Source organism: Actinophytocola sediminis, assembly GCF_054779715.1.
On sequence record NZ_BAAGXS010000017.1, the window covers coordinates 80,285 to 100,565 of the forward strand.

Annotated in this window: 18 protein-coding genes; 11 read left to right on the forward strand and 7 right to left on the reverse strand. The window is 69.5% G+C overall.

What is annotated here, in order from left to right:
• Positions 1–10: 10 nt before the first annotated feature.
• From ACYVIP_RS09250 to ACYVIP_RS09270, 5 genes are all read right to left on the reverse strand, one after another.
• Positions 11–826 (reverse strand): basic amino acid ABC transporter substrate-binding protein, encoded by an 816-nt coding sequence (locus ACYVIP_RS09250; protein WP_460394148.1) that lies wholly within the window; start codon positions 824–826, stop codon positions 11–13.
• A gap of 96 nt (positions 827–922) precedes the next feature.
• Positions 923–3,586, reverse strand: a complete 2,664-nt coding sequence (locus ACYVIP_RS09255) for an MGH1-like glycoside hydrolase domain-containing protein (protein ID WP_460394150.1) — start codon at positions 3,584–3,586, stop codon at positions 923–925.
• Between the two features lie 50 nt (positions 3,587–3,636).
• Positions 3,637–4,767, reverse strand: a complete 1,131-nt coding sequence (locus ACYVIP_RS09260) for an MFS transporter (protein ID WP_460394152.1) — start codon at positions 4,765–4,767, stop codon at positions 3,637–3,639.
• Between the two features lie 69 nt (positions 4,768–4,836).
• The gene (locus ACYVIP_RS09265) at positions 4,837–6,261 is read right to left on the reverse strand and encodes a M20/M25/M40 family metallo-hydrolase (protein ID WP_460394154.1); all 1,425 of its coding nucleotides are present in this window, start codon (positions 6,259–6,261) and stop codon (positions 4,837–4,839) included.
• Between the two features lie 21 nt (positions 6,262–6,282).
• A complete protein-coding gene (locus tag ACYVIP_RS09270; RefSeq protein ID WP_460394156.1) occupies positions 6,283–6,465 on the reverse strand; it encodes a hypothetical protein in 183 nt (60 codons plus the stop codon).
• A 426-nt stretch (positions 6,466–6,891) separates the two neighbouring features.
• On the opposite strand from ACYVIP_RS09270, the gene pdhA reads away from it, so the two are divergent.
• The 6 genes from pdhA (at position 6,892) to ACYVIP_RS09300 (ending at position 12,518) form a co-directional block, all read left to right on the forward strand.
• Positions 6,892–8,097 (forward strand): pyruvate dehydrogenase (acetyl-transferring) E1 component subunit alpha, encoded by a 1,206-nt coding sequence (gene pdhA / locus ACYVIP_RS09275; RefSeq protein ID WP_460394158.1) that lies wholly within the window; start codon positions 6,892–6,894, stop codon positions 8,095–8,097.
• Positions 8,097–9,119, forward strand: a complete 1,023-nt coding sequence (locus ACYVIP_RS09280) for an alpha-ketoacid dehydrogenase subunit beta (protein WP_460394160.1) — start codon at positions 8,097–8,099, stop codon at positions 9,117–9,119. Before pdhA ends, ACYVIP_RS09280 begins: the two co-directional genes overlap by 1 nt.
• 6 nt (positions 9,120–9,125) lie before the next feature.
• Positions 9,126–10,457 (forward strand): dihydrolipoamide acetyltransferase family protein, encoded by a 1,332-nt coding sequence (locus ACYVIP_RS09285; RefSeq protein WP_460394162.1) that lies wholly within the window; start codon positions 9,126–9,128, stop codon positions 10,455–10,457.
• Positions 10,458–10,811: 354 nt separating this feature from the next.
• Positions 10,812–11,657 (forward strand): helix-turn-helix domain-containing protein, encoded by an 846-nt coding sequence (locus ACYVIP_RS09290; protein WP_460394164.1) that lies wholly within the window; start codon positions 10,812–10,814, stop codon positions 11,655–11,657.
• Positions 11,658–11,665: 8 nt separating this feature from the next.
• Positions 11,666–11,848, forward strand: a complete 183-nt coding sequence (locus ACYVIP_RS09295; protein WP_460394166.1) for a DUF397 domain-containing protein — start codon at positions 11,666–11,668, stop codon at positions 11,846–11,848.
• Positions 11,849–11,873: 25 nt separating this feature from the next.
• Complete coding sequence (locus ACYVIP_RS09300; RefSeq protein ID WP_460394169.1) at positions 11,874–12,518, forward strand: TetR/AcrR family transcriptional regulator; 645 nt, start codon at positions 11,874–11,876, stop codon at positions 12,516–12,518.
• A 1-nt stretch (position 12,519) separates the two neighbouring features.
• Here ACYVIP_RS09300 and ACYVIP_RS09305 read toward each other — a convergent pair whose 3' ends face one another.
• Both ACYVIP_RS09305 and ACYVIP_RS09310 read right to left on the reverse strand, forming a co-directional pair.
• Positions 12,520–13,341 (reverse strand): MaoC/PaaZ C-terminal domain-containing protein, encoded by an 822-nt coding sequence (locus tag ACYVIP_RS09305; protein WP_460394171.1) that lies wholly within the window; start codon positions 13,339–13,341, stop codon positions 12,520–12,522.
• A gap of 1 nt (position 13,342) precedes the next feature.
• Positions 13,343–14,707, reverse strand: coding sequence for a 3-oxoacyl-ACP reductase (locus ACYVIP_RS09310; RefSeq protein WP_460394173.1), 1,365 nt, complete (start codon positions 14,705–14,707; stop codon positions 13,343–13,345).
• Between the two features lie 104 nt (positions 14,708–14,811).
• Here ACYVIP_RS09310 and ACYVIP_RS09315 point away from each other — a divergent pair, with 104 nt between their 5' ends.
• The 5 genes from ACYVIP_RS09315 (at position 14,812) to ACYVIP_RS09335 (ending at position 19,913) form a co-directional block, all read left to right on the forward strand.
• Positions 14,812–16,101: an acetyl-CoA C-acetyltransferase gene (locus ACYVIP_RS09315; RefSeq protein ID WP_460394175.1), complete on the forward strand. Its 1,290-nt coding sequence runs from the start codon at positions 14,812–14,814 to the stop codon at positions 16,099–16,101.
• A gap of 121 nt (positions 16,102–16,222) precedes the next feature.
• Positions 16,223–17,419, forward strand: a complete 1,197-nt coding sequence (locus ACYVIP_RS09320) for an AAA family ATPase (RefSeq protein ID WP_460394177.1) — start codon at positions 16,223–16,225, stop codon at positions 17,417–17,419.
• Positions 17,420–17,610: 191 nt separating this feature from the next.
• Positions 17,611–17,754, forward strand: a complete 144-nt coding sequence (locus ACYVIP_RS09325; RefSeq protein ID WP_460394179.1) for a hypothetical protein — start codon at positions 17,611–17,613, stop codon at positions 17,752–17,754.
• A gap of 385 nt (positions 17,755–18,139) precedes the next feature.
• Complete coding sequence (locus ACYVIP_RS09330) at positions 18,140–18,751, forward strand: CatB-related O-acetyltransferase (RefSeq protein WP_460394544.1); 612 nt, start codon at positions 18,140–18,142, stop codon at positions 18,749–18,751.
• Between the two features lie 22 nt (positions 18,752–18,773).
• Positions 18,774–19,913, forward strand: coding sequence for a macrolide family glycosyltransferase (locus ACYVIP_RS09335; RefSeq protein ID WP_460394181.1), 1,140 nt, complete (start codon positions 18,774–18,776; stop codon positions 19,911–19,913).
• The last annotated feature ends 368 nt before the right edge of the window (positions 19,914–20,281 follow it).

Sequence of the window (20,281 nt, forward strand, 5' to 3'; positions counted from 1 at the left end):
CGGTGACCGACTACTTGGCGTCCGGCTTGGTGCCGAACCACTTCTCGTAGATCTTGTCGTACTCGCCGCTTTCCTTGGCCTCGGCCAGCGCCTCGTTGATCACCTCGAGCAGCGCGGTGTTGCCCTTGCGGACCCCGATGCCGTACTGCTCACCGGTGTCGAACTCGGCGGTGACCTCGTAGTCGGTCTTCTCCTTGACCCAGTCGTAGAGCACGCCGTTGTCGTTGATGCCGGCGTCCACCTGGCCGGTCTCCACGGCGGTCAGCAGCAGGCCGAGGTCCTCGTAGACCACCACCTCCGCGCCCTTGGCGTTCTCCTGGCCGTAGGTCTGCCCGGTGGTCGAGTTCTGCACCCCGAGGCGCTTGCCGTTGAGGCCGGCGAGGTCGGTGATGTTCGCGCCCTTCTTCGTGACCAGCGCCTGGGTGGCGTCGAAGTAGGGGTCGGAGAAGTCGATGTTCTCCTTGCGGTCGTCGGTGATCGTCATGCCCGCCGAGGACAGGTCACACTTGCCGGTGTTGAAGTCGGTACCGGACTGGATGCCGTCGAACGGGGTGTCGATGATCTCCTGCTCGGCCTCGAGCTTCTTGGCGACCAGGTCGACCAGGTCGATGTCGAAGCCGATGACCTCGCCGCCCTCCTCGTACTCGAACGGCTTGTACGGCAGGCCGGTGCAGTTGGTCAGCTTGCCGTCGTTCACCAGCTCCACGCCGGTGCCACCGGCGTCGCCACCGCTGGAGCCACCCCCGTCGTCGCTGCCGCAGCCCGCGAGTACCAGGGCAAGCGCGGGCACCACGGCCCATACCTTCAGCGTGGGTCGACGCGTCACGGTGTAACTCCTCGTCACTCAGATCGGCTTGAGTGAGGGGCATCCTGCCACCCCGGCCGGGCGCCACCCAACACCAGCGGCCATTGTTGCCTGCTCTTAACCGTTGGCGGGCCACCCGGCGAGCAGGACCGCGACCAGGGCCGTCCAGCCGGTCTGGTGGGTGGCGCCGAGGCCCTCGCCGGTGTCGCCGTCGAAGTACTCACTGAACGTGACGTGGTCGGCCCACAGCGGAGAGTCGCTGGCCTCGACCCGTTTGCCGTCGGCCGGGCGGGCGCCGTCCGGGCCGGGGAGGAACAGGGACGCGAGCCTGCGGGACAGGTCACGCGCCGCGCCACCGAGGGTGACCCGGCGCGCCGAGCCGGTCGGCAGCTCGACGGTGAACCCGTCGCCGTGGAAGGTGTCGATCGTGTGCAGGGCCTGGACCAACAGCGCGTTGGTGGGGAACCAGACCGGTCCGCGCCAGTTGGAGTTGCCGCCGAACATCGGGGTGCGGGACTCGCCGGGCTCGTAGCCGACCCAGTGCTGCTCGCCGGCGATCTCGACGGTCAACCCGTCGCGGTGGGCCGCGGACATCGAGCGGATGCCGTGTGGGGACAGGAACTCGTGCTCGTCGAACATCCTGGTGAGCACGCGGTGCAGCTTGTCGTCGTCGAGCAGGGACAGCAGCGCGCACCGGCGGCCGGCCTCGTCGGTGCGCCAGCTGATGAACTGGCCGAACTCCGGCTGGTGGTGCAGCAGGTAGTTCAGCCGGGCGGCGAAGTGGGGTAACTCCTCGAACACCCACGGCTCCAGCACCGCGGTGGCCAGCAGCGGGATCAGCCCGACCATCGACCGGACGCGCACCGGCAGCGACTCGACCGAGCCGTCGCCGTGTGACCGGGAGACCAGGTCGTAGCAGAAGCCGTCCTGCTCGTCCCAGATGCCGCGGGAGGCGGAGCCGAAGCGGGCGGACACCCCGGCGATGGCCAGGAAGTGCTCGACGAACTTGGTGGCCACGTCCTCGTAGGCCTCGTCGTGGCGGGCGAGCTCGAGGGCCATCCGCATCAGGTGCAGGGCGTAGGTGGCCATCCAGGACGTGGCGTCGGACTGCTCGAAGCGCCAGCCCTCGGGTAACGGCTCGGAGCGGTTGACCGGGCCGATGTTGTCCATGCCGAGGAAGCCGCCCTCGAACAGGTGGTTGCCCTCGGGGTCCTTGCGGTTGACCCACCAGGAGAAGTTGAGCAGCAGCTTGTGGAACACCCTGGCGAGGAACGTCCGGTCGCCGGTCGGCTCGGCGTGGTAGACCTGCAGCGCTGCCCAGGCGTGCACCGGCGGGTTGACGTCGCCGAACTCCCACTCGTAGGCCGGCAGCTGGCCGTCGGGGTGCATCATCCACTCCCGGCACATCAGCAGCAGCTGGTCCTTGGCGAACGCCGGGTCGATGGTGGCGAAGGGCACCGTGTGGAAGGCGAGGTCCCAGGCGGCGAACCAGGGGTACTCCCACTCGTCGGGCATGGACAGCACGTCGGCCACGTCGAGGTGGCGCCAGTGCACGTTGCGCGCCCGGGGACCACAGCGTTGCGCGGGCGCCGGCGGGTTGGCCGGGTCGCCGTCGAGCCAGTGCCGCAGCCGGAACCGGTAGACCTGCTTGGTCCACATCAGCCCGGCCAGCGCGCGCCGGCGGACCAGGTCCGCCGGCGTGGCGGGTGGGCCGCCGTGGAACTCGTCGGCCTCGGCGCGGCGCTGGTCCATGGTGTCGGCGAAGGTGCTGCCGAACGCGCGGCCGTGCCCGTTGCCCTTGATCAGCCGCAGTTGCACGGAGACGGACTCGCCGGGTGGGACCGCGTCGAAGTGGTACCAGGCGGCGGCCTTGGTGCCCGGCTGGGAGGCCGCGCCCGACTCGACGACCTGGCAGGCGTCCGGGGTGCCGCGCACGACGTGCTCGTCGATGCCGGCCTTGGTGTAGCGGCTGGGGTTGCGGCCGCGGCCGAACAGGCCGATCTCGTCGGTCTCGTTGTCGGTGACCAACATCGTCGGGTGGCCGCTGGCGTGCAGCGTGTACCGCCCGATCAGCGAGTGCTCGGCGACCACCCGGGTCCAGCCGTCCGCGGTGGAGGCGATCAACGCCGGCCGGCGGGCGTCCCGGCCCCAGGACCAGGTGTTGCGGAACCACAGCTGGGGCAACAGGTCCAGCGGTGCGGGGTCGGGGCCGCGGTTGGTTGCGGTGAGGTCGACGCAGATGTCGTCCGGGCCGGCCTTGGCGTAGGTGACGGTGACGTCGAAGAAGCGGTTGTCGGCCAGCACCCCGGTGTCGGCCAGCTCCGGCTCCCGGCCGTCGCGGCCGGCCTCCCTGGCGAGCCTGCGGAGTTGTTCGTAGGGGTAGGCGGCCTGCGGGTAGCGGTAGCGGACGCGCATGTAGGAGTGGGTCGGGGTGCCGTCGAGCACCCACCAGTGCTCCTTGACGTCCTCGCCGTGGTTGCCCTCGCCGTTGGTGAGCCCGAAGTAGCGCTCCTTGAGGATCGGGTCGGCGCCGTTCCACATGGCGACCGCGAGGTTGAGGAACCCGTGCCGGTCGCAGATGCCGGCGATGCCGTCCTCGCCCCAGCGGTACGCGCGGGTGCGGGCGTCGTCGAAGGTGAAGTAGTGCCAGGCGTCGCCGCCGCTGGAGTAGTCCTCGCGGACGGTGCCCCACTGGCGGGCCGCGAGGTAGGGACCCCACAGCCGCCATGGCGAGGTCATCTCGTCCGAGACGGCCAACCTGTCCCGCTCGGCGCCGCTCATACGCCCATGATGCCGGTAGCCGGATCGGCGGTCGTCGAGCACGGCCTGGCTCAGCTCGACCCGTTGCCGCGCCCGGCCCTGTCCCGCCAGGTGACCAGCACGAACAGCACCGCGATCGCCAGGTACAGCAGCATCGCCACGGTCAGCGAGAACCGGTCGGCGAGCGCCCCGATGGCCAGCGGGGTCAGGATGCCGAGCTGGCTCACCGAGTCGACCACCGCCGAGGTGGTGCCGACCTGGCCTGGACGCAAGGTCATGTACCGCGCCTGCAACACGATCCACGCCAGGTTCATCCCGGCGCCCACCGCCGCCGTGCCGACCGCGGCGGCCACCACGTGCGGCACCAGCAACAGGACCACCACCCCGGCCAGCAGCAGCACCGCGCACGGCCACAGGCCGATCTGGCGGCGGTTGGTGCGCGAGGCCCACGCGGCCGCGGCGATGCCGCCGGCCATGCCCGCGCCGGCGGCCAGGGTGGCCACCGCGGGCGTGAGGTGCCGGTCGGTGGTCAGGAAGGCCACCGCGAAGCCGACGAACGTGTCGTCGAAGGCGACGATGATCGCCACGAGCAGCCCGGCGCCGAGGACCCGCCGGTCCTTGGCCACCGCCAGCATCGCCCGCCACGGCTGGTGGTCGTCGTCGGGCTCGGCCGGGGACGGCAGCGGTTGGCTCGCCAGGAGCAGGCCGTAGGCGATCATCAGCCCGCCGGCCGCGAAGAACGCCGCCCGCCAGCCGAGACCGGTGCCCAGCGCGCCGAACAGCAGCAGCGGGCCGATCAGGTCGCCGACCGCGGCCAGCAGGTTGGACCTGGCCAGTGCCGGCTCGACGTTGTCCCCGGTGACCTCGACCAGGGCGACCTCGACCGCCCGGACCATGGCATCGCCGGCCAGGCCCATGATCACCACGGCGGTGAACAGCACCCAGAAGCCGCCGGCGGTGGCGAACAGGCACAGACCCGCGCCATAGCCGATGCCACCGACGGCCGCCATCACCCGACGACTCACATGGTCGACCACCACCCCGAGTGGGGTCGCGAGCAGACCGATACCCGGGTAGAGGGCGAGCAGTACGCCGGCCTCGACATAGGACAGGCCGATGTCCTGCTTGATGGACTCCACGGCGCCGTAGGGCAGGAACGCCACCGTCTCGTCGGCCATGCCGACGAGCAGCAGCGACAGCACCAACGTCGCCGGAAAGCGGGGGGCTAGGTCAGAAGTTCACCATCGGAACCAGGCGCGCATGCCGACATCCTACCCACGGGCGTGCGCGTCCAGGATCAACGCGACCGACTCGGTGACCCGCTTGGCCTGGCCGAGGTGCAGCCACTCGTCCGGCACGTGCGGATTGCTGTCCGAGCCGAGCGCGCCGGTCACCACGAACTGGGCGTCCGGATAGGCCTGCGCCATCGTCCCCATGAACGGGATCGAGCCGCCGAGCTGCACCGGCTGCCACTCGTTGCCGCCGAAGACCGACGCGCTCACCTGGTCGAGGGCCGTGTGCAGCCACGCGGCCGCCGGTGCCATGTTCCAGCCGTCGCCGAGGTCGGCATCGCTCAGGGTCACCTGCGCGCCGTAGGGCACGTCGGTGGTCAGCGCCCTGGACACGGCGTCCAGGGCGGCCTGCGGGGAGGCGCTCGGTGGCAGCCGGAAGCTCAGCCGCAGCGTCGTCTCCGGCCGCAGCACCGCGCCGGCGTCGGCCGGGGCCGGCAGTCCGGCCGCGCCGATCACCGACAGCGTCGGCCGCCAGGAGTTGTTCAACCGCAGCTCGACGTCGTCGGCCGACACCGGCCGCATGCCGGGGACCAGCGGGAACATCGCGGCCGCCGCACCAGGCGCGGCCGAGGCGGCCGCCTTGACCTCGGCCATCCGCTCCGGCGGGATGTCGCCGGACAGCTCGGGCAGCAGCAGTTCGCCGGTCGCCGAGTCCTCCAACCGGTCGAGGAGCTGGCGCATGATCCGGAACGAGCTGGGCACGATGCCGCTGGCCATGCCGGAGTGCAGCCCGGTCTGGAGCACCCGGACCGTCACGGTCGTGCCGGCCATGCCGCGCAGCGACGTGGTCAGCCACAGCCGCTCGTAGTCCTCGCCGCCGGAGTCCAGGCACACCACCAGCGACACGTCACCGAAGCGCTCGCCGAACTCCGCCAGGTAGGCCGGCAGGTCCGGGCTGCCGGACTCCTCGCTGGTCTCCAGCAGCACCACACACCGCGCGTGCGCACCGCCGGCGGCGCGCACCGCCTCGATCGCGGCCGTCGCCGCGTAGCCGGAGTAGCCGTCGTCGGCCGCGCCCCGGCCGTAGAGCCGCTCGCCGCGCCGGACCGGGGTCCACGGCCCGAGGCCGGCCGACCAGCCGCCGACCGGGGGCTGCTTGTCGAGGTGGCCGTAGAGCAGCACGGTGCCGGCGTCCGGGCGCGCGTCCGGTCCGGCGGGCACGTCGAGCAGCAGGACCGGTGTCCGGCCGGGCAGCCGCAGGATGTCGGTGGTCGCACCGTCGATACCGCGCCCGGTCAGCCAGCGGCGGACGTGCTCGACCGCGGCGTCGAGGTGGCCGGCGTTCTCCCAGCTCACGTCGAAGTGCGGGGACAGCGCGGGAATCGTGACCAGCTCCGACAAGCTGGCCAGGATCGAGTCCTCCCAGATCCGCTCGACCGTGCGGTGTACCAGTGCGTTATCCATCAGCCGATCCTGCCTCATGCCCTACCAGGCATCGTGCAGAATCGTCGGCGCCGGTGGCTCGTCGGGTTCCTCGGCCGGCCGTTCGGGCTTGTCCACGCGGTCGGCGACCGCCTCGGCGATGATCTCGTCCGCGGTGCGCACGGCATCGGCCAACGCGTCCTCCGCATGGCGCACCCGCGCGTCCCGCCAGTCAGCCCCCGACATTCCACGCAGCGTACGGGACCACGACCAGTTGTGACGCGGATCACGTTTGATTCGCTGTTGTGCACCCCCACCGCCGGAGCCGTCCACCGGCGCCACTCGCGGCCCGCTCGCACCGCACTGCGACGACGGCCCTGAGCTGCCGCGTTGATCGGGCACCAGAAGGGGGTATCCCGTCACCCGAATGCCTCGCACTGACGCCCGAATGTCGGTTGTCCAACGGTTTTCGCAGCTCAGCGCATCACCTAAGCGTGTGGACGTCCGTTTCGTCCTCACGCGATCGAGCTAACGCATGCCAGGATGGACGGGGAAACCGTCAGCGTGACCGGCTGCCTGGACCGGCCCTTACCCGGGCAGGCGACAGCCGGGAGCGCGGCCGGCAGCGGACGTCACGAGCGAACGCCCGGCGCCGACACGAGGAGACAACACATGTCGTCCCCAGAACAGTGGACGCACCCCGAACCGGGGGTCGGCCCGGCCGCCACCGCGGCCGCGCCGACAGCGGAGCAGGTGATCGCGGGATTGCGCGCAACCAGCGAAGGTGGCCCGGAGCTGGTCCAGCTCCTGACACCGGAAGGCGAGCGGGTACCGGACTCCCAGTGGGATCCCTACGTCGCCGACATCACCGCCGAGGATCTCCGTGGCCTGTACCGGGACATGGTGCTGACCAGGCGGCTCGACCGGGAGTGCAACGCGCTGCAGCGCCAGGGCCAGCTCGGCATCTGGGTGCCGCTGCTCGGTCAGGAGGCGGCCCAGATCGGCGCCGGCCGCGCACTCAAGGCACAGGACATGGCGTTCCCGTCCTACCGTGAGCACGGCGTCGCGTGGTGCCGGGGCGTGGCCCCGACCGACCTGCTCGGCATCTTCCGCGGCACCGACCACGGCAGCTGGGACCCGATCGCCAAACGCTTCCACCTCTACACCATCGTCATCGGCAACCAGGTGCTCAACGCCGCCGGTTACGCGATGGGCCAACGCTTCGACAGCAAGGTCGGCGACGACGACGGCGAGGCCACCATGGTCTTCTTCGGCGACGGCGCCACCAGCCAGGGCGACGTGCACGAGGGCTTCGTCTGGGCGTCGGTCTACGACGCGCCGCTGGTGTTCTTCTGCCAGAACAACCAGTGGGCGATCTCCGAGCCGACCGAGCGGCAGAGCAGGTTGCCGCTGTACCAACGCGCCCGCGGCTACGGCTTCCCCGGCGTGCGGGTGGACGGCAACGACGTACTCGCCTCGCTCGCGGTCTCGCGCTGGGCGCTCGACGAGTGCCGCCACGGCAACGGCCCGGTGCTGATCGAGGCGTTCACCTACCGGATGGACGCGCACACCACCACCGACGACCCGTCCCGCTACCGGCTGGCCGACGAGCTGGAGGCCTGGAAGCTCAAGGACCCGATCGAGCGGGTGCGGGTGAACCTGGTCCGCCACGAGCACGCCGACAAGGAGTTCTTCGACTCCGTGCAGGCCGACGCCGACGAGCTCGCCGCCGAGGTGCGCGAGTTCTGCGTGAACATGCCCGATCCGCCGAAGGGGCGGATGTTCTCCCAGGTCTACGAGGACGGCAACGACGTGCTGGCCGCCCAGCGCGACGCGTACCTGACCTATGCCGCCTCCTTCGAGGGCGGTGAGCACTGATGGCGACCCCGGTGATGAACCAGGCGAGCGGCGAGGCCGCGTCGGCCACCCGCACGGTCACGCTCGGCAAGAGCATCAACCTCGGCCTGCGCGCGGCGATGGAGGCCGACCCCAAGGTCATCGTGATGGGTGAGGACGTCGGCAAGCTCGGCGGCGTCTTCCGGATCACCGACGGCCTGCAGAAGGACTTCGGTGAGCAGCGGGTGTTGGACACGCCGCTGGCCGAGTCCGGCATCATCGGCACCGCGGTCGGGCTCGCGATCCGCGGCTACCGGCCGGTGTGCGAGATCCAGTTCGACGGGTTCATCTTCCCCGCGTTTGACCAGATCGTCAGCCAGGTAGCCAAGTTGCACTTCCGCAGCCAGGGGAAGATCACGCTGCCGATGGTGATCCGGGTGCCATTCGGCGGCGGGATCGGCGCGGTGGAGCACCACTCGGAGTCGCCGGAGTCGTACTTCGCGCACACCGCCGGACTGAAGGTGGTCGCCTGCGCCAACGCCGTCGACGCGTACTGGATGATCCAACAGGCCATCCGGTGCGACGACCCGGTGTTGTTCTTCGAGCCGAAACGGCGTTATTACGAGAAGGGCGAGCTGGACCTCACCGCGACGCCCGACCCGTTGTTCTCCTCCCGCGTGCTGCGCACGGGAACCGCGGCGACGCTGGTGAGCTACGGCCCGTCGGTGAAGACGTGTCTCGAGTCGGCCGCCGCGGCCGCCGAGGAGGGCACCGAGCTCGAGGTGATCGACCTGCGCGCGCTCTCGCCGATGGATCTCGGACCGGTGTACGAGTCGGTGCGCAGGACCGGTCGGCTGATCGTGGTCAGCGAGGCGCCGGAGGAGGCGTCGCTGGCCTCGGAGGTGGTCGCGCGGGTGCAGCGGGAGTGCTTCTACTCGTTGGAGGCGCCGGTGTTGCGGGTGAGCGGGTTCGACACGCCGTATCCACCGTCGAAGCTCGAGGAGCACTTCCTGCCCGACCTGGACCGGGTGCTGGACGCCGTCGACCGTTCGCTCGGTTGGTGAGCGCGGATGCCTGACTACAAGGTCTTTCCCCTGCCCGACACGGCGGAGGGCCTGGTCGACGCGGAGATCCTGACCTGGCACATCAAGCCGGGTGACGAGGTGACGGTCAACCAGATCATCGTGGAGATCGAGACCGCGAAGGCCGCCGTCGAGCTGCCATGCCCGTGGGCCGGGGTGGTAACCGAGCTGCACGCCCAACCGGGCCAGACGGTCAACGTCGGCAGCCCGATCGTGACCATCGACGTCGACCCCGGTGGTGCGGCGACAACGACAACGACGGCGACAACGACGGCGACGGCCGAGCAGTCCGGCGGCGAGCAGAACGGCCAGGCCATGCTCGTCGGCTACGGCCCGAAGGCGGCGACCACGAAACGGCGCGCGCGCAAGGGCGCCGAACCAGTCTCGGCCCCGACACCAGCACCGACACCAGCCGCCGCGGTGGTGGCCCCGGTAGCGGTGCCGGACACGCCGGCCGAGTTGCTCGCGCTGGTGCCGCTGGCCAAACCGCCAGTCCGCAAGTTGGCCAAGGACCTCGGCATCGACCTGCGCGCACTGACCGGTTCCGGCGACCGCGGCGTGATCACCCGGGCCGACGTCGAGCAGGCGGCGGCCGGATCCGTGTCGGCGGCGCCGGTGGTGGCCGGCGAGCGGGAACGGCGGGTGCCGGTCAAGGGCGTGCGGAAGATGACCGCGCAGGCGATGGTCGCCAGCGCGTTCAGCGCACCGCATGTCACGGAGTTCCTGACCGTCGACGTGACCCCGATGATGGAGCTGCGCGCGAAACTCAAGTCCCACCCGGAGTTCCGCGACGTGAAGATCACCCCCCTGGCGTTCGCGGCGAAGGCGGTGTGCCTGGCGGCGCGACGAACCCCGGACGTGAACGCGGTCTGGGCCGGCGAGGAGATCGTCTACAAGGACTACGTGCACCTCGGCATCGCGGCGGCGACGCCGAGAGGGCTGGTGGTGCCGAAGATCCGGGATGCGGACGGGATGTCGCTGCGGGAGCTGGCCGGCGCGCTCGACGAGCTGACCAGCACCGCGCGGGCGGGAAAGACCGCACCCGGCGACATGCTCAACGGGACGTTCACCATTACCAATGTCGGGGTTTTCGGGGTGGACACCGGTACGCCGATCATCAATCCCGGGGAATCCGCGATCCTGGCACTCGGCGCGATTCGGGATATGCCGTGGGTGGTGGCCGGTGAACTGGCCGTGCGGAAGGTCTGCCAGCTGGCCCTGAGTTTCGACCACCGGGTGATCGACGGGCAGCAGGGCAGCCAGTTCCTGGCCGACGTCGGGGCGATTTTCGCCGATCCGGCGATGGCCATCACTTACTGACCAGTTATTCGCGGCGGGCCGTCCTTCGGGACGGCCCGCTTTGCTTTGTGCACGAGTCGCCTGCGATGCGCCGACACCGTGGGAGCAACCGGATGGGTGAACGCGTACGCGGGCGTGCCTGCCGCGGCGGGCATGGTGGCAGCGGGGTCGTCCGGGGCGATGGCTATGATGATGGCGCTGGCACCGGGGATAACCTGCGACAATTCCCTGAGTTCGGCCACGCTCTCGCCTACCGAGATCTTTTCGATCTAGGTCGGGGACATTACGCATACATCTTTCGGGTATGTATCCAATTCTGATACAGCACTCGATCGTGTTATTTCTGTCCGGGCGAGATCCTGGTGGGATTTCTGCATGTCGGACAAACACAGCGCGTCGCGTGCCCGGGCCCTGGCCAACGAGCTGCGCGAGTTGCGCCGAGCGGCGAGCATGACCACGCGGCAGGCGGCGGATGCCCTGGGGATCTCATCGGCGAGCCTCAACCGGAACGAGCTGGGCACCCGGATGCCATCGCCGGAGGAGGTCTCGGCGTTGCTGGTGATCTACGGCGTCCACGGGGTGGCCAAGGAACGGGTGCTGGCGCTGGCCAGAGCCGCCAACCCCGCCGGCTGGTGGGAGACCGGCCGCAGCGCACTGCCTCGGCAACTGCCGACGCTCATCACCTTCGAGTCCCAGGCCACCAAGATCACCCACTTCCAACCGCTGACGGTGCCCGGCCTGCTCCAGACCCAGGCCTACACCCGCGCGGTCATGGAGAGCGGCGGAATTTCGGACGCCGACGCGGAGATGCGGGTCGCGACCCGAGCCGGCCGCCAGACCATGCTCGGCCGCCGGCGACCGCCGCGCTATCTGGCGATCATCGACGAGGCCGTGCTGCGGCGCACGTTCGGCGGCAACAGGGTGATGGCCGAACAGCTCCGCCGGATCATCGACCTGGCCGAGCTGCCCAACGTCACCGTGCAGGTGATCCCGTTCGACCGCAACGGCTACCCGATCTACGGACCCTACGTACTGCTCGAGTTCGGCAAGGCGCCGGCCATCGTGCATCTGGAACACCGGCAGGCCTCCGGCTTCCTCGACCAGCCGGAGGACACCGACCCCTACCAGCCGTTGACGGACATGCTGGCGACGATCGCGCTGGATCCCGCCGACAGCGCCAGGTTCCTGGCCGACATAGCGGCCGAGTACGACAAGAAGTGAGACAGCGCATGGATTTCATCGACGCGCAGTGGCGGAAGTCCAGCTTCAGCGGCACCGAGACCGAGTGTGTCGAGGTCGCATACCACCTCGACACCGTCGGCATCCGGGACACCAAGCGGCGCGACGGCGGTCAGCTGACCGTCCCGCGCACCGCCTTCCACACGCTCGTCCAGCCGCCTACTTGCGAGTAAGGCAACGTTCCAGTAGTCACAGGGCATGACTGTGGGAGAACGGCGGCGGGTCCGGCGGCTACCTCGCGAGGTGCGCGAACGACAGATCCTCGATGCGGCCGTCGCGGTCTTCTCCGCGCACGGCTATCACAACGCGTCCATGGACGAGGTCTCCGAGGTCGCCGGCGTCTCCAAGCCGATGATCTACGCCTACCTCGGCTCGAAGGAGGACCTGTTCGCCGCGTGCATCCGCCGGGAGTCGGCCAACCTGCTCGAGGCCATCACCAAGGGCGTGCGCCTCGAGCTGCCGCCGGACATGCAGCTGTGGCACGGCCTGCGCGCGTTCTTCGACTTCGTCGGCGAGCAGCGGGCGGGCTGGCAGGTCCTGCACCGGCAGGCGATCTCGCAGGGCGGTCCGTTCAGCGACGAGCTGCTCGCCATGCGCCGGCAGGCGATCAGCCTGGTCGACACCCTGCTCATCCGCACCGCGACCCGGCGCGGCCTGGACGAGCACGCCACCGAGTCGCTGGCCGCCGCGCTGGTCGGGGCGGCCGAGTCACTTGCCGACTGGTGGCTCGACCATCCCGACGTGCCGAGCAAGGTCGTCGCCTCGCGGCTGATGAACCTGGTCTGGATGGGCTTCGGTGACCTGGTCGACGGCAACACCTGGACCCCGGCCGAGCAAGCCTGAGCTAGCTGACCGTGCCGGTCAGGTGGGGTTTGCCCTGCTTGGTGTCGTGCAGGGCGAACTGGGCCTGGTCGGTGTGGAAGGCGACCCTGGCCGGCAGCAGTACCGGCAGCTTGAACCGCACGTCCACCGTGTACGCGGCGGGCAGCCTGCCCTCCAGCGCGGCCAGGCACCGGGCCTTGGTCCACATGCCGTGCGCGATCGCCCTGGGGAAGCCGAACAGCCGCGCGGTGAGCCGGTGCAGGTGGATCGGGTTGCGGTCGCCGGACACCTCGGCGTAGCGGCGGCCGATGTCCTCGGGCACCTGCCAGACCGCCGTCGGGGTTGGCGGCTCGACTGGCTCTGCCCGCTCGCGGTCGCTCGATCCGACTCGCCGCAGGTAGGTGCTCACGTCCGTCCAGACCGGCTCGCCGTCCACGACCGCCCGCGAGACCACGTCGAACTGCCGGCCGCGCGGATGGTCGCGCAGGTTCGCCACCTCGACGCGCAGGTCCAGCCGGTCGGCCAGGGTCAGCGGCCGGGTCTGGGTGATCCGGTTGGCCACGTGCACCGAGCCGACCAGCGGGAACGGGAAGTCGGCCGCGGTCATCAGCTTGACCTGCAACGGGAAGGTGAGCACGTGCGGGTAGGTCGCCGGCAGCTCGTCGGTCAGCCGGAAGCCGCAGACCCGGTTGTAGGCCGCGAGGTGTGCCACGTCGACCCGCACGCCGGGCAGCGCGTAGGCGAGATCCGGCAGCTCGCCGCCCTTGTGCCGGAAGCCGGTCAGCACCGCCTTCGGGTACAGCACGCCAAGGCTCGGCGAGGACGCCAACTCGGTGACCGCCACCTCAGGCCCCCAGCAGGCTCTGGCCGCACACCCGCACGACGTTCCCGTTCACCGCGCCCGAGCCGGGACTGGCGAACCAGGCGATGGTCTCGGCGACGTCCACCGGCAGGCCGCCCTGGGACATGCTGTTCATCCGCCGGCCCGCCTCGCGGATGAACAGCGGCACGGCCGCGGTCATCCTGGTCTCGATGAAGCCGGGCGCGACCGCGTTGATCGTCGCGCCGCGTTCGGCGAGCACCGGGGCCAACGTGTCGACCATGCCGATCACGCCCGCCTTGCTGGTGGCGTAGTTGGCCTGGCCGACGTTGCCCGCGATGCCGGCGATCGACGAGACGCCGATGATCCGGCCCTCCGCGCGCAGCGCGGCCGCCGCCAGCAGCGCGTCGTTGATGGCCAGCTGGCTGGACAGGTTCACCGCGAGCACCGCGTCCCAGGCGGACTCCTTCAGCTTGCCGAGGGTCCTGTCCCGGGTGATGCCGGCGTTGTGCACGACGATGTCCACCCCGCCGTGCCGCTCCTTGAGGTGCTCGACGATCCGGCTCGCGGCCTCGGCCCTGGTGATGTCCAGCTGCAGCGCGGTGCCGCCGATCCGGTTGGCCACCGCCGACAGCTCGTCACCCTGGGACGGGATGTCCAGGGCGACGACGTGGGCGCCGTCGCGGGCGAGCACCTCGGCGATGGCCGCGCCGATGCCGCGTGCCGCACCGGTGACCATGGCGACCCGGCCGGCCAGCGGGTGGTCCCAGTCGTCCGGCTCGACGGTGGACCTGGTGTGCGTGCCGATCCGGATGACCTGCGCGTCCACGTACGCCGAGCGGCTGGAGAGCAGGAACCGCAGCGTCGACTCGACCGCGGCCTCCGCGCCGGGGGCGACGAGGACCAGCTGCACGGTCGCGCCTCGGCGCAGCTCCTTGCCCACCGAACGGGTGAAGCCCTCCAGCGCGCGCTGGGCGATGGCCGCGCGGCCGTCGATGGTCTCCGGGATGGTCTCCGGCGGGGTGCCGAGCACCACCACGCGCCCGCACGTGCCGACCGAGCGGATCAGTGGGTGGAAGAACGCGTACAGCTCGCGAAGCCGGGCCGGGTCGTCGATGCCGGTGGCGTCGAAGACCAGCGCGGCGTGCCTGGCCGGCTGCTCGTCGGTGCCGGCCAGCGGCTCGGTCAGCACGTCGATGCCCGCGGCCTTGAGGATCGCTCCGACGTTGTCGAACCGGCCGCCCGGCGCGGCGCCGACCAGGGCGGGACCGTTCAACGGCGGATCACCGAGGCGGTACCTGCGCAGCGGCGTGGGGTTGGGCAGGCCGAGCCGGCGCACGACCAGCCGACCGAGGCCGGACCGGGCAAACTGCTGATAGCGGTCGGTCATGGTGCTCCGCTTTCCGTGTTCGGGGCCGCACTCGACGCTGAGCCTACTCGTGAGTAGGTTAGGATTGCCAGCCGGGAACGCCGTGTCGTGGGGAGTGAGTCGTGATGGATCAGGTGCGTGATCAGGTACGAAAGGTCGCGGTCATCGGCGGCAACCGGATCCCGTTCGCGCGGTCCAACAGCGGCTACGCGACGGCGTCCAACCAGGACATGTTCACCGCCGCCCTCGATGGTCTCGTGAGCCGGTTCGGTCTGCAGGACGAACGGCTCGGCGAGGTCGCCGCCGGCGCGGTGCTCAAGCACAGCAGGGACTTCAACCTCACCCGGGAGAGCGTGCTCGGCTCGCGGCTGTCGCCCCAGACCCCGGCCTACGACGTGCAGCAGGCCTGCGGCACGGGCCTACAGGCCGTGATCCAGGTGGCGAACAAGATCGCGCTCGGGCAGCTCGACTCGGCCGTGGCCGGTGGCGTGGACACGACCAGCGACGCGCCGCTGGGCGTGCACGAGGACCTGCGGCAGATCTTCCTCTCGCTGAACCGGGCGAAGTCGGTCGGCGCCCGGCTGCGGGCACTGACCCGGCTGCGGCCGGGACAGATCGTGCCCGACATCCCACGCAACGCCGAGCCGCGAACCGGGCTGTCGATGGGCGAGCACGCGGCGCTCACCGCCAAGGAGTGGGAGATCAGCCGCGAGGCGCAGGACGAGCTGGCGGCCGCCTCCCACCAGAAGCTCGCGGCGGCCTACGAGCGCGGGTTCTTCGGCGACCTGCTCACCCCCTACCTCGGCCTGACCCGCGACCAGACCCTGCGCCCGGACTCGACGGCCGACAAGCTGGCCAAGCTCAAGCCGGCGTTCGGCGGGTCCGACGGCACGATGACCGCCGGCAACTCGACCCCGCTGACCGACGGCGCGTCCACGGTGCTGCTGGCCAGCGAGGAGTGGGCGGCGGCGCGGCGGCTGCCGGTGCTGGCGTACCTGACCTACTCCGAGACCGCGGCCGTGGACTACGTGCACGGGCGCGACGGGCTGCTGATGGCCCCGGCGTACGCGGTGCCGAGGATGCTCGCGCGGGCCGGGCTCTCGTTGGCCGACTTCGACTTCTACGAGATCCACGAGGCGTTCGCCTCGCAGGTGCTCGCGACGCTGGCCGCGTGGGAGAGCGTCGACTTCGCCAAGACCCGGCTCGGCCTCGACGAGCCGCTCGGGTCGATCGACCGGTCTCGACTGAACGTGAACGGGTCATCGCTCGCGGCCGGGCACCCGTTCGCCGCGACCGGCGGGCGGATCGTGGCGACGCTGGCGAAGCTGCTGCACGAGAAGGGCTCCGGCCGTGGGCTGATCTCGATCTGCGCGGCGGGCGGTCAGGGCGTGACCGCGATCCTGGAAGCCGCGTAGCGCGCTATCAGGCTCTATTGAATCTTTGCTAGACATTCAGATAGAGCATGAGGGACGACACGCCGTCGGGGTTTCTGACGGATTATCGGATTCTCGCTAGAGACGTCGATACGGTCTGATCGTGGATCCCGTGCGCAACCCCTTCGCCCCCGGTGCCGGGCAGCGCCCGCCGGAGCTCGCCGGGCGGGAGAAGGAGGTCCAGGCCTTCGACGTCGTGCTCGAACGGGTCGCCAGGGGGCGACCGGAACGCAGCCTGGTGCTGACCGGGTTGCGCGGGGTCGGCAAGACCGTGCTGCTCGGCGAGCTGCGGTCGATGGCCGTGCGCCGCGGGTGGGGCGCCGGGAAGATCGAGGCCCGCCCGGACGCCGGCCTGCGCCGGCCGCTGTCGGCCGCGCTGCACCGGGCGGTGCGCGACCTGGCCGTGCGCCACCGCGCGCCGGACCGGGTCGAGCACGTGCTCGGCGTGCTCAAGGCGTTCGCGTTACGGGCATCGCCGAGTGACTCGAAGCTGCGGGACCGGTGGCAGCCGGGGATCGACGCGCCGCCGACCCAGGGCCGCGCGGACTCCGGTGACATCGAGATCGACCTGGTGGAGCTGTTCACCGATGTCGCCGAGCTGGCCCAGGACGTGGGCACCGGGGTCGCGCTGCTCATCGACGAGATGCAGGACGTGATCGCCGACGACATCTCGGCGCTGTGTGCCGCCTGCCACGAGCTGTCCCAGTCGGGGGCGCCGTTCGTGGTCGTCGGGGCCGGGCTGCCGCACCTGCCGGCGGTGCTGTCGGCGAGCAAGTCGTACTCCGAGCGGCTCTTCCGGTACGTGCGGATCGACCGGCTCGACCGGACCGACGCCGACCGGGCCGTGCTCGCGCCGATCGCGCGCGAGGAGGCCGGCATCACCGACGAGGCGCTGGACGCGCTGTTCGACGCGGCCGGCGGGTACCCGTACTTCATCCAGGCCTACGGGAAAGCGGCCTGGGACGCGGCTGCCAGCGACCCGATCACCGCCGAGGACGTCGCGGTCGCGGCGCCGGAGGCGGAGGCTGAGCTGGCGGTCGGGTTCTTCGGTTCGCGCTACGAGCGGGCGACGCCGGCCGAGCGGGAGTACCTGCGGGCGATGGCCGAGCTGACCAAGGGCAAGACCGACGAGGGTGCCGCCACCTCGGACATCGCCGCGCATCTGGCCCGCAAGCCCTCGTCACTGTCGCCCGCGCGGGACTCGTTGATCAAGAAGGGCCTGATCTACTCCGCGGAGCGCGGGCGGATCGCGTTCACCGTGCCGCACTTCGGGCGGTACCTGCTGAACATGGACGACTGACTGGCGATCTATCCGGCCGTCTAGCGATCTTGCTAGACGTGAGGATACGTCGGTCGACACCCGGAGGCTGCCGAACGATCGTCGGCATGTGGCTGGGTTCACCGAATAAAGTGGGTGTGTTCTGCGTTGGAAGGGGCATAATGGTTGGTGCTGGAGGAACCAGCGGGAGCCCTAGAAGGAGTGCAGCAGAGATGAACATCGCCGCGAAGATCCGTGCCCGGCGCATCCAGGCCCGCAATCGGCGAGCGGTGAACCACGCCATCGCCACCGCGGCCACGCCGGCCATGCGTGACGAGATCCTGATCATGGCGCAGCGGCAGAACCACCTGCGCTGAGCCGTCGACAAACTTTTTTCGTGGTGCTGTAACGCCCTGTGTGGCAGCCACGATGTTCCGGTTGACCCCGTAGTGCTGGCGGACCCCCGACCTGGCAGCACTGCGGGGTTTCCTTCGCCTACTCGCGGCTTCGCTCGCTCGCAGGGCCCCTTTCGTCATCACATTGGGGGGCCGAGCCCCCCAAGCCCCCCACGGTGCGGTGGGTGCTGACCCGGCGTGGTCACCTTTGGCTTGGCTGGGTGTGGGCTGGGCTGGGCGTGGGCTTGGCTGGGTGTGGCTTGGGTGGGGATTGCGGTTGCTTGGGGGGGTTGAGGGGTGGCAGCCTCTTGGCGTGATGGCTGATGGGGTGGGTGGAGGGCCTCCGGATCCTGCTGTGGTGCATCCGATGGTGGGGCAGGATCGGATGGTTTTGTTGCGGGCTTTGGTTACTTCGTCGTTGGTTGAGGTTGGGGAGTTTTCTTACTACGACGATCCTGAGTTTGCGCTTGAGTTTGAGACTCGTAATATTTTGTATCATTATGGGCCGGAGCGGTTGGTTATTGGGAAGTTCTGTGCTCTTGGTACTGGGGTGCGGTTTATTATGAATGGGGCCAACCATCGGATGGATGGGGTCTCTACCTTTCCCTTTCCTATTATGGGTGGGGGGTGGGCGGAGCGGTTTGATTTGATTACTGGGCTTCCTGGGCGTGGGGACACTGTTGTGGGGAACGATGTCTGGTTTGGGCATGGGGTTACGGTGATGCCGGGGGTGCGGGTGGGAAATGGGGCGGTTGTTGCCGCTGGGGCGGTGGTTGTTGGGGATGTGCCTGACTATGGGGTTGTTGGGGGGAATCCGGGGCGGGTGATTCGGATGCGGTTTGGTGAGCGGGATGTGGCTCGGTTGTTGGCGGTGGCTTGGTGGGATTGGGGACTTGAGCGGATTACCGCGCATTTGCCGACGATCATGGCGGGGAGTGTTGACGAGCTAGAGGTGGCTGCTGCTGCGCCGCTTGGCTGACGATCGTTGAGGGGGATTTTTCTTGCATATCGCGATGATTGGTATTCCTGCTGTCAGTCATGTGTTGCCTGGGTTGGAGATCATCCGGGAGCTGGTGGGGCGGGGGCATCGGGTGACCTACGCCAACGATCCGGTGGTGGGTGAGCTGGTCACGGGGGCTGGTGCCGAGTTGGTCCCATGTGCTTCCGGGCTGCCTGTTGGGGACAACAGGTGGCCTGACGATCCGATTGCGGCGGCGGGGTTGTTTCTTGAGGATGCGATTCAGGCGCTTCCGCGGTTGCGGGCTGCCTACGATGATGACCCTGCGGACCTTTATCTTTATGACATTGGTGCTTATGCTGGGCGGGCTCTTGCTGAGGGGCAGGGGCGGCCTGTTGTGCAGTTGTCGCCTACGTTTGTGGCTTGGGAACAGTATGAGCAGGATGTGGGGGTGCATCTTCGGCGGTTGCCTGGGGCTGATGCCTACCGGGCGAAGTTCGGGGAGTGGTTGGCTGCGTGTGGGGCTACCACTACTGATGTGGATGAGTTCTCTGGGCGGCCGGGGCGGGCGTTGGCGTTGATTTCTCGGGCTATGCAGCCGCATGCTGATCAGGTTGATACTGGTCGGATCACGTTTGTTGGGCCTTGTTTTGGGCCGGGCGGGGAGGGTGATGGGTGGGTTCGGCCTCGTTCTGCGGAGAGGGTGTTGTTGATTTCTCTTGGGTCTGCTTATACGCGGCAGCCTGAGTTTTATCGGCGGTGTTTGGCGGCCTTTGGTGGGCTGGCTGGGTGGCATGTCGTGCTGCAGATCGGGCGGCATACTGATCCGGGGGAGCTTGGTGACGTGCCGGGCAATGTGGAGGTGCATTCCTGGGTGCCGCAGCGGGCGATTCTGGGGCAGGCGGATGCTTTTGTCACTCATGCTGGGATGGGTGGGTGTGGGGAGGGGTTGTTGGCGGGGGTGCCGATGATCGCTGTGCCGCAGGGGGCTGAGCAGTTCACCAATGCGGAGCTGCTGGTGGGGCTTGGGGTGGCTCGGCGTATTGACACCGCGGACGCCACTGCGGAGAACCTTCGTGCGGCGTTGCTTGAGCTTGTTGACGACCGTGAGGTGGGCGATCGGTTGGCGCGGCTTCGGGTGGCGGCGTTGGCTGAGGGTGGGACCATGCGGGCCGCTGTCTGATTGAGGGCATGGTCGGCTGAGACTGGGCCGTTTGGTCGTGGCGGTTGCTCCTGGTGGGGGCGTGGGGGGCGATCTTCTGTTGGGTGGTTGTGTGGTGGTGATCTAGCAAGCACAGTGCGTTGCATGGGTGTTGTGGTCGCTGAAGGTACTGAGCTGTTCGTGGGGGCTGTGGGGGCGCCACTGCAGGTTGTGCGGGTGGGGTTTCGTGGGGGTGGTGGGCCGACTCGGGTTCGGGTGACGGGTGACGGGGTTCTTACGCCGTTGCCGGTCGCGGTGGATCAGGACGGGGAGGTTCTGGTCGAGGTTGGGGTGGATACCGGTGGGGCCGCGGTTGGGGAGGTGTTGGCTGCTCGGGCCGTTGTTGACGG

What these genes read in the sequence shown, in the direction of transcription:
- ACYVIP_RS09270 (WP_460394156.1), bottom strand. Translation starts at nt 6,465, where the DNA reads ATGTCGGGGGCTGACTGGCGGGACGCGCGGGTGCGCCATGCGGAGGAC.
- ACYVIP_RS09325 (WP_460394179.1), top strand. Translation starts at nt 17,611, where the DNA reads ATGAACATCGCCGCGAAGATCCGTGCCCGGCGCATCCAGGCCCGCAAT.
- ACYVIP_RS09315 (WP_460394175.1), top strand. Translation starts at nt 14,812, where the DNA reads ATGGATCAGGTGCGTGATCAGGTACGAAAGGTCGCGGTCATCGGCGGC.
- ACYVIP_RS09300 (WP_460394169.1), top strand. Translation starts at nt 11,874, where the DNA reads ATGACTGTGGGAGAACGGCGGCGGGTCCGGCGGCTACCTCGCGAGGTG.
- ACYVIP_RS09280 (WP_460394160.1), top strand. Translation starts at nt 8,097, where the DNA reads ATGGCGACCCCGGTGATGAACCAGGCGAGCGGCGAGGCCGCGTCGGCC.
- pdhA (WP_460394158.1), top strand. Translation starts at nt 6,892, where the DNA reads ATGTCGTCCCCAGAACAGTGGACGCACCCCGAACCGGGGGTCGGCCCG.
- ACYVIP_RS09310 (WP_460394173.1), bottom strand. Translation starts at nt 14,707, where the DNA reads ATGACCGACCGCTATCAGCAGTTTGCCCGGTCCGGCCTCGGTCGGCTG.
- ACYVIP_RS09330 (WP_460394544.1), top strand. Translation starts at nt 18,140, where the DNA reads ATGGTGGGGCAGGATCGGATGGTTTTGTTGCGGGCTTTGGTTACTTCG.
- ACYVIP_RS09290 (WP_460394164.1), top strand. Translation starts at nt 10,812, where the DNA reads ATGTCGGACAAACACAGCGCGTCGCGTGCCCGGGCCCTGGCCAACGAG.
- ACYVIP_RS09285 (WP_460394162.1), top strand. Translation starts at nt 9,126, where the DNA reads ATGCCTGACTACAAGGTCTTTCCCCTGCCCGACACGGCGGAGGGCCTG.
- ACYVIP_RS09255 (WP_460394150.1), bottom strand. Translation starts at nt 3,586, where the DNA reads ATGAGCGGCGCCGAGCGGGACAGGTTGGCCGTCTCGGACGAGATGACC.
- ACYVIP_RS09265 (WP_460394154.1), bottom strand. Translation starts at nt 6,261, where the DNA reads ATGGATAACGCACTGGTACACCGCACGGTCGAGCGGATCTGGGAGGAC.
- ACYVIP_RS09295 (WP_460394166.1), top strand. Translation starts at nt 11,666, where the DNA reads ATGGATTTCATCGACGCGCAGTGGCGGAAGTCCAGCTTCAGCGGCACC.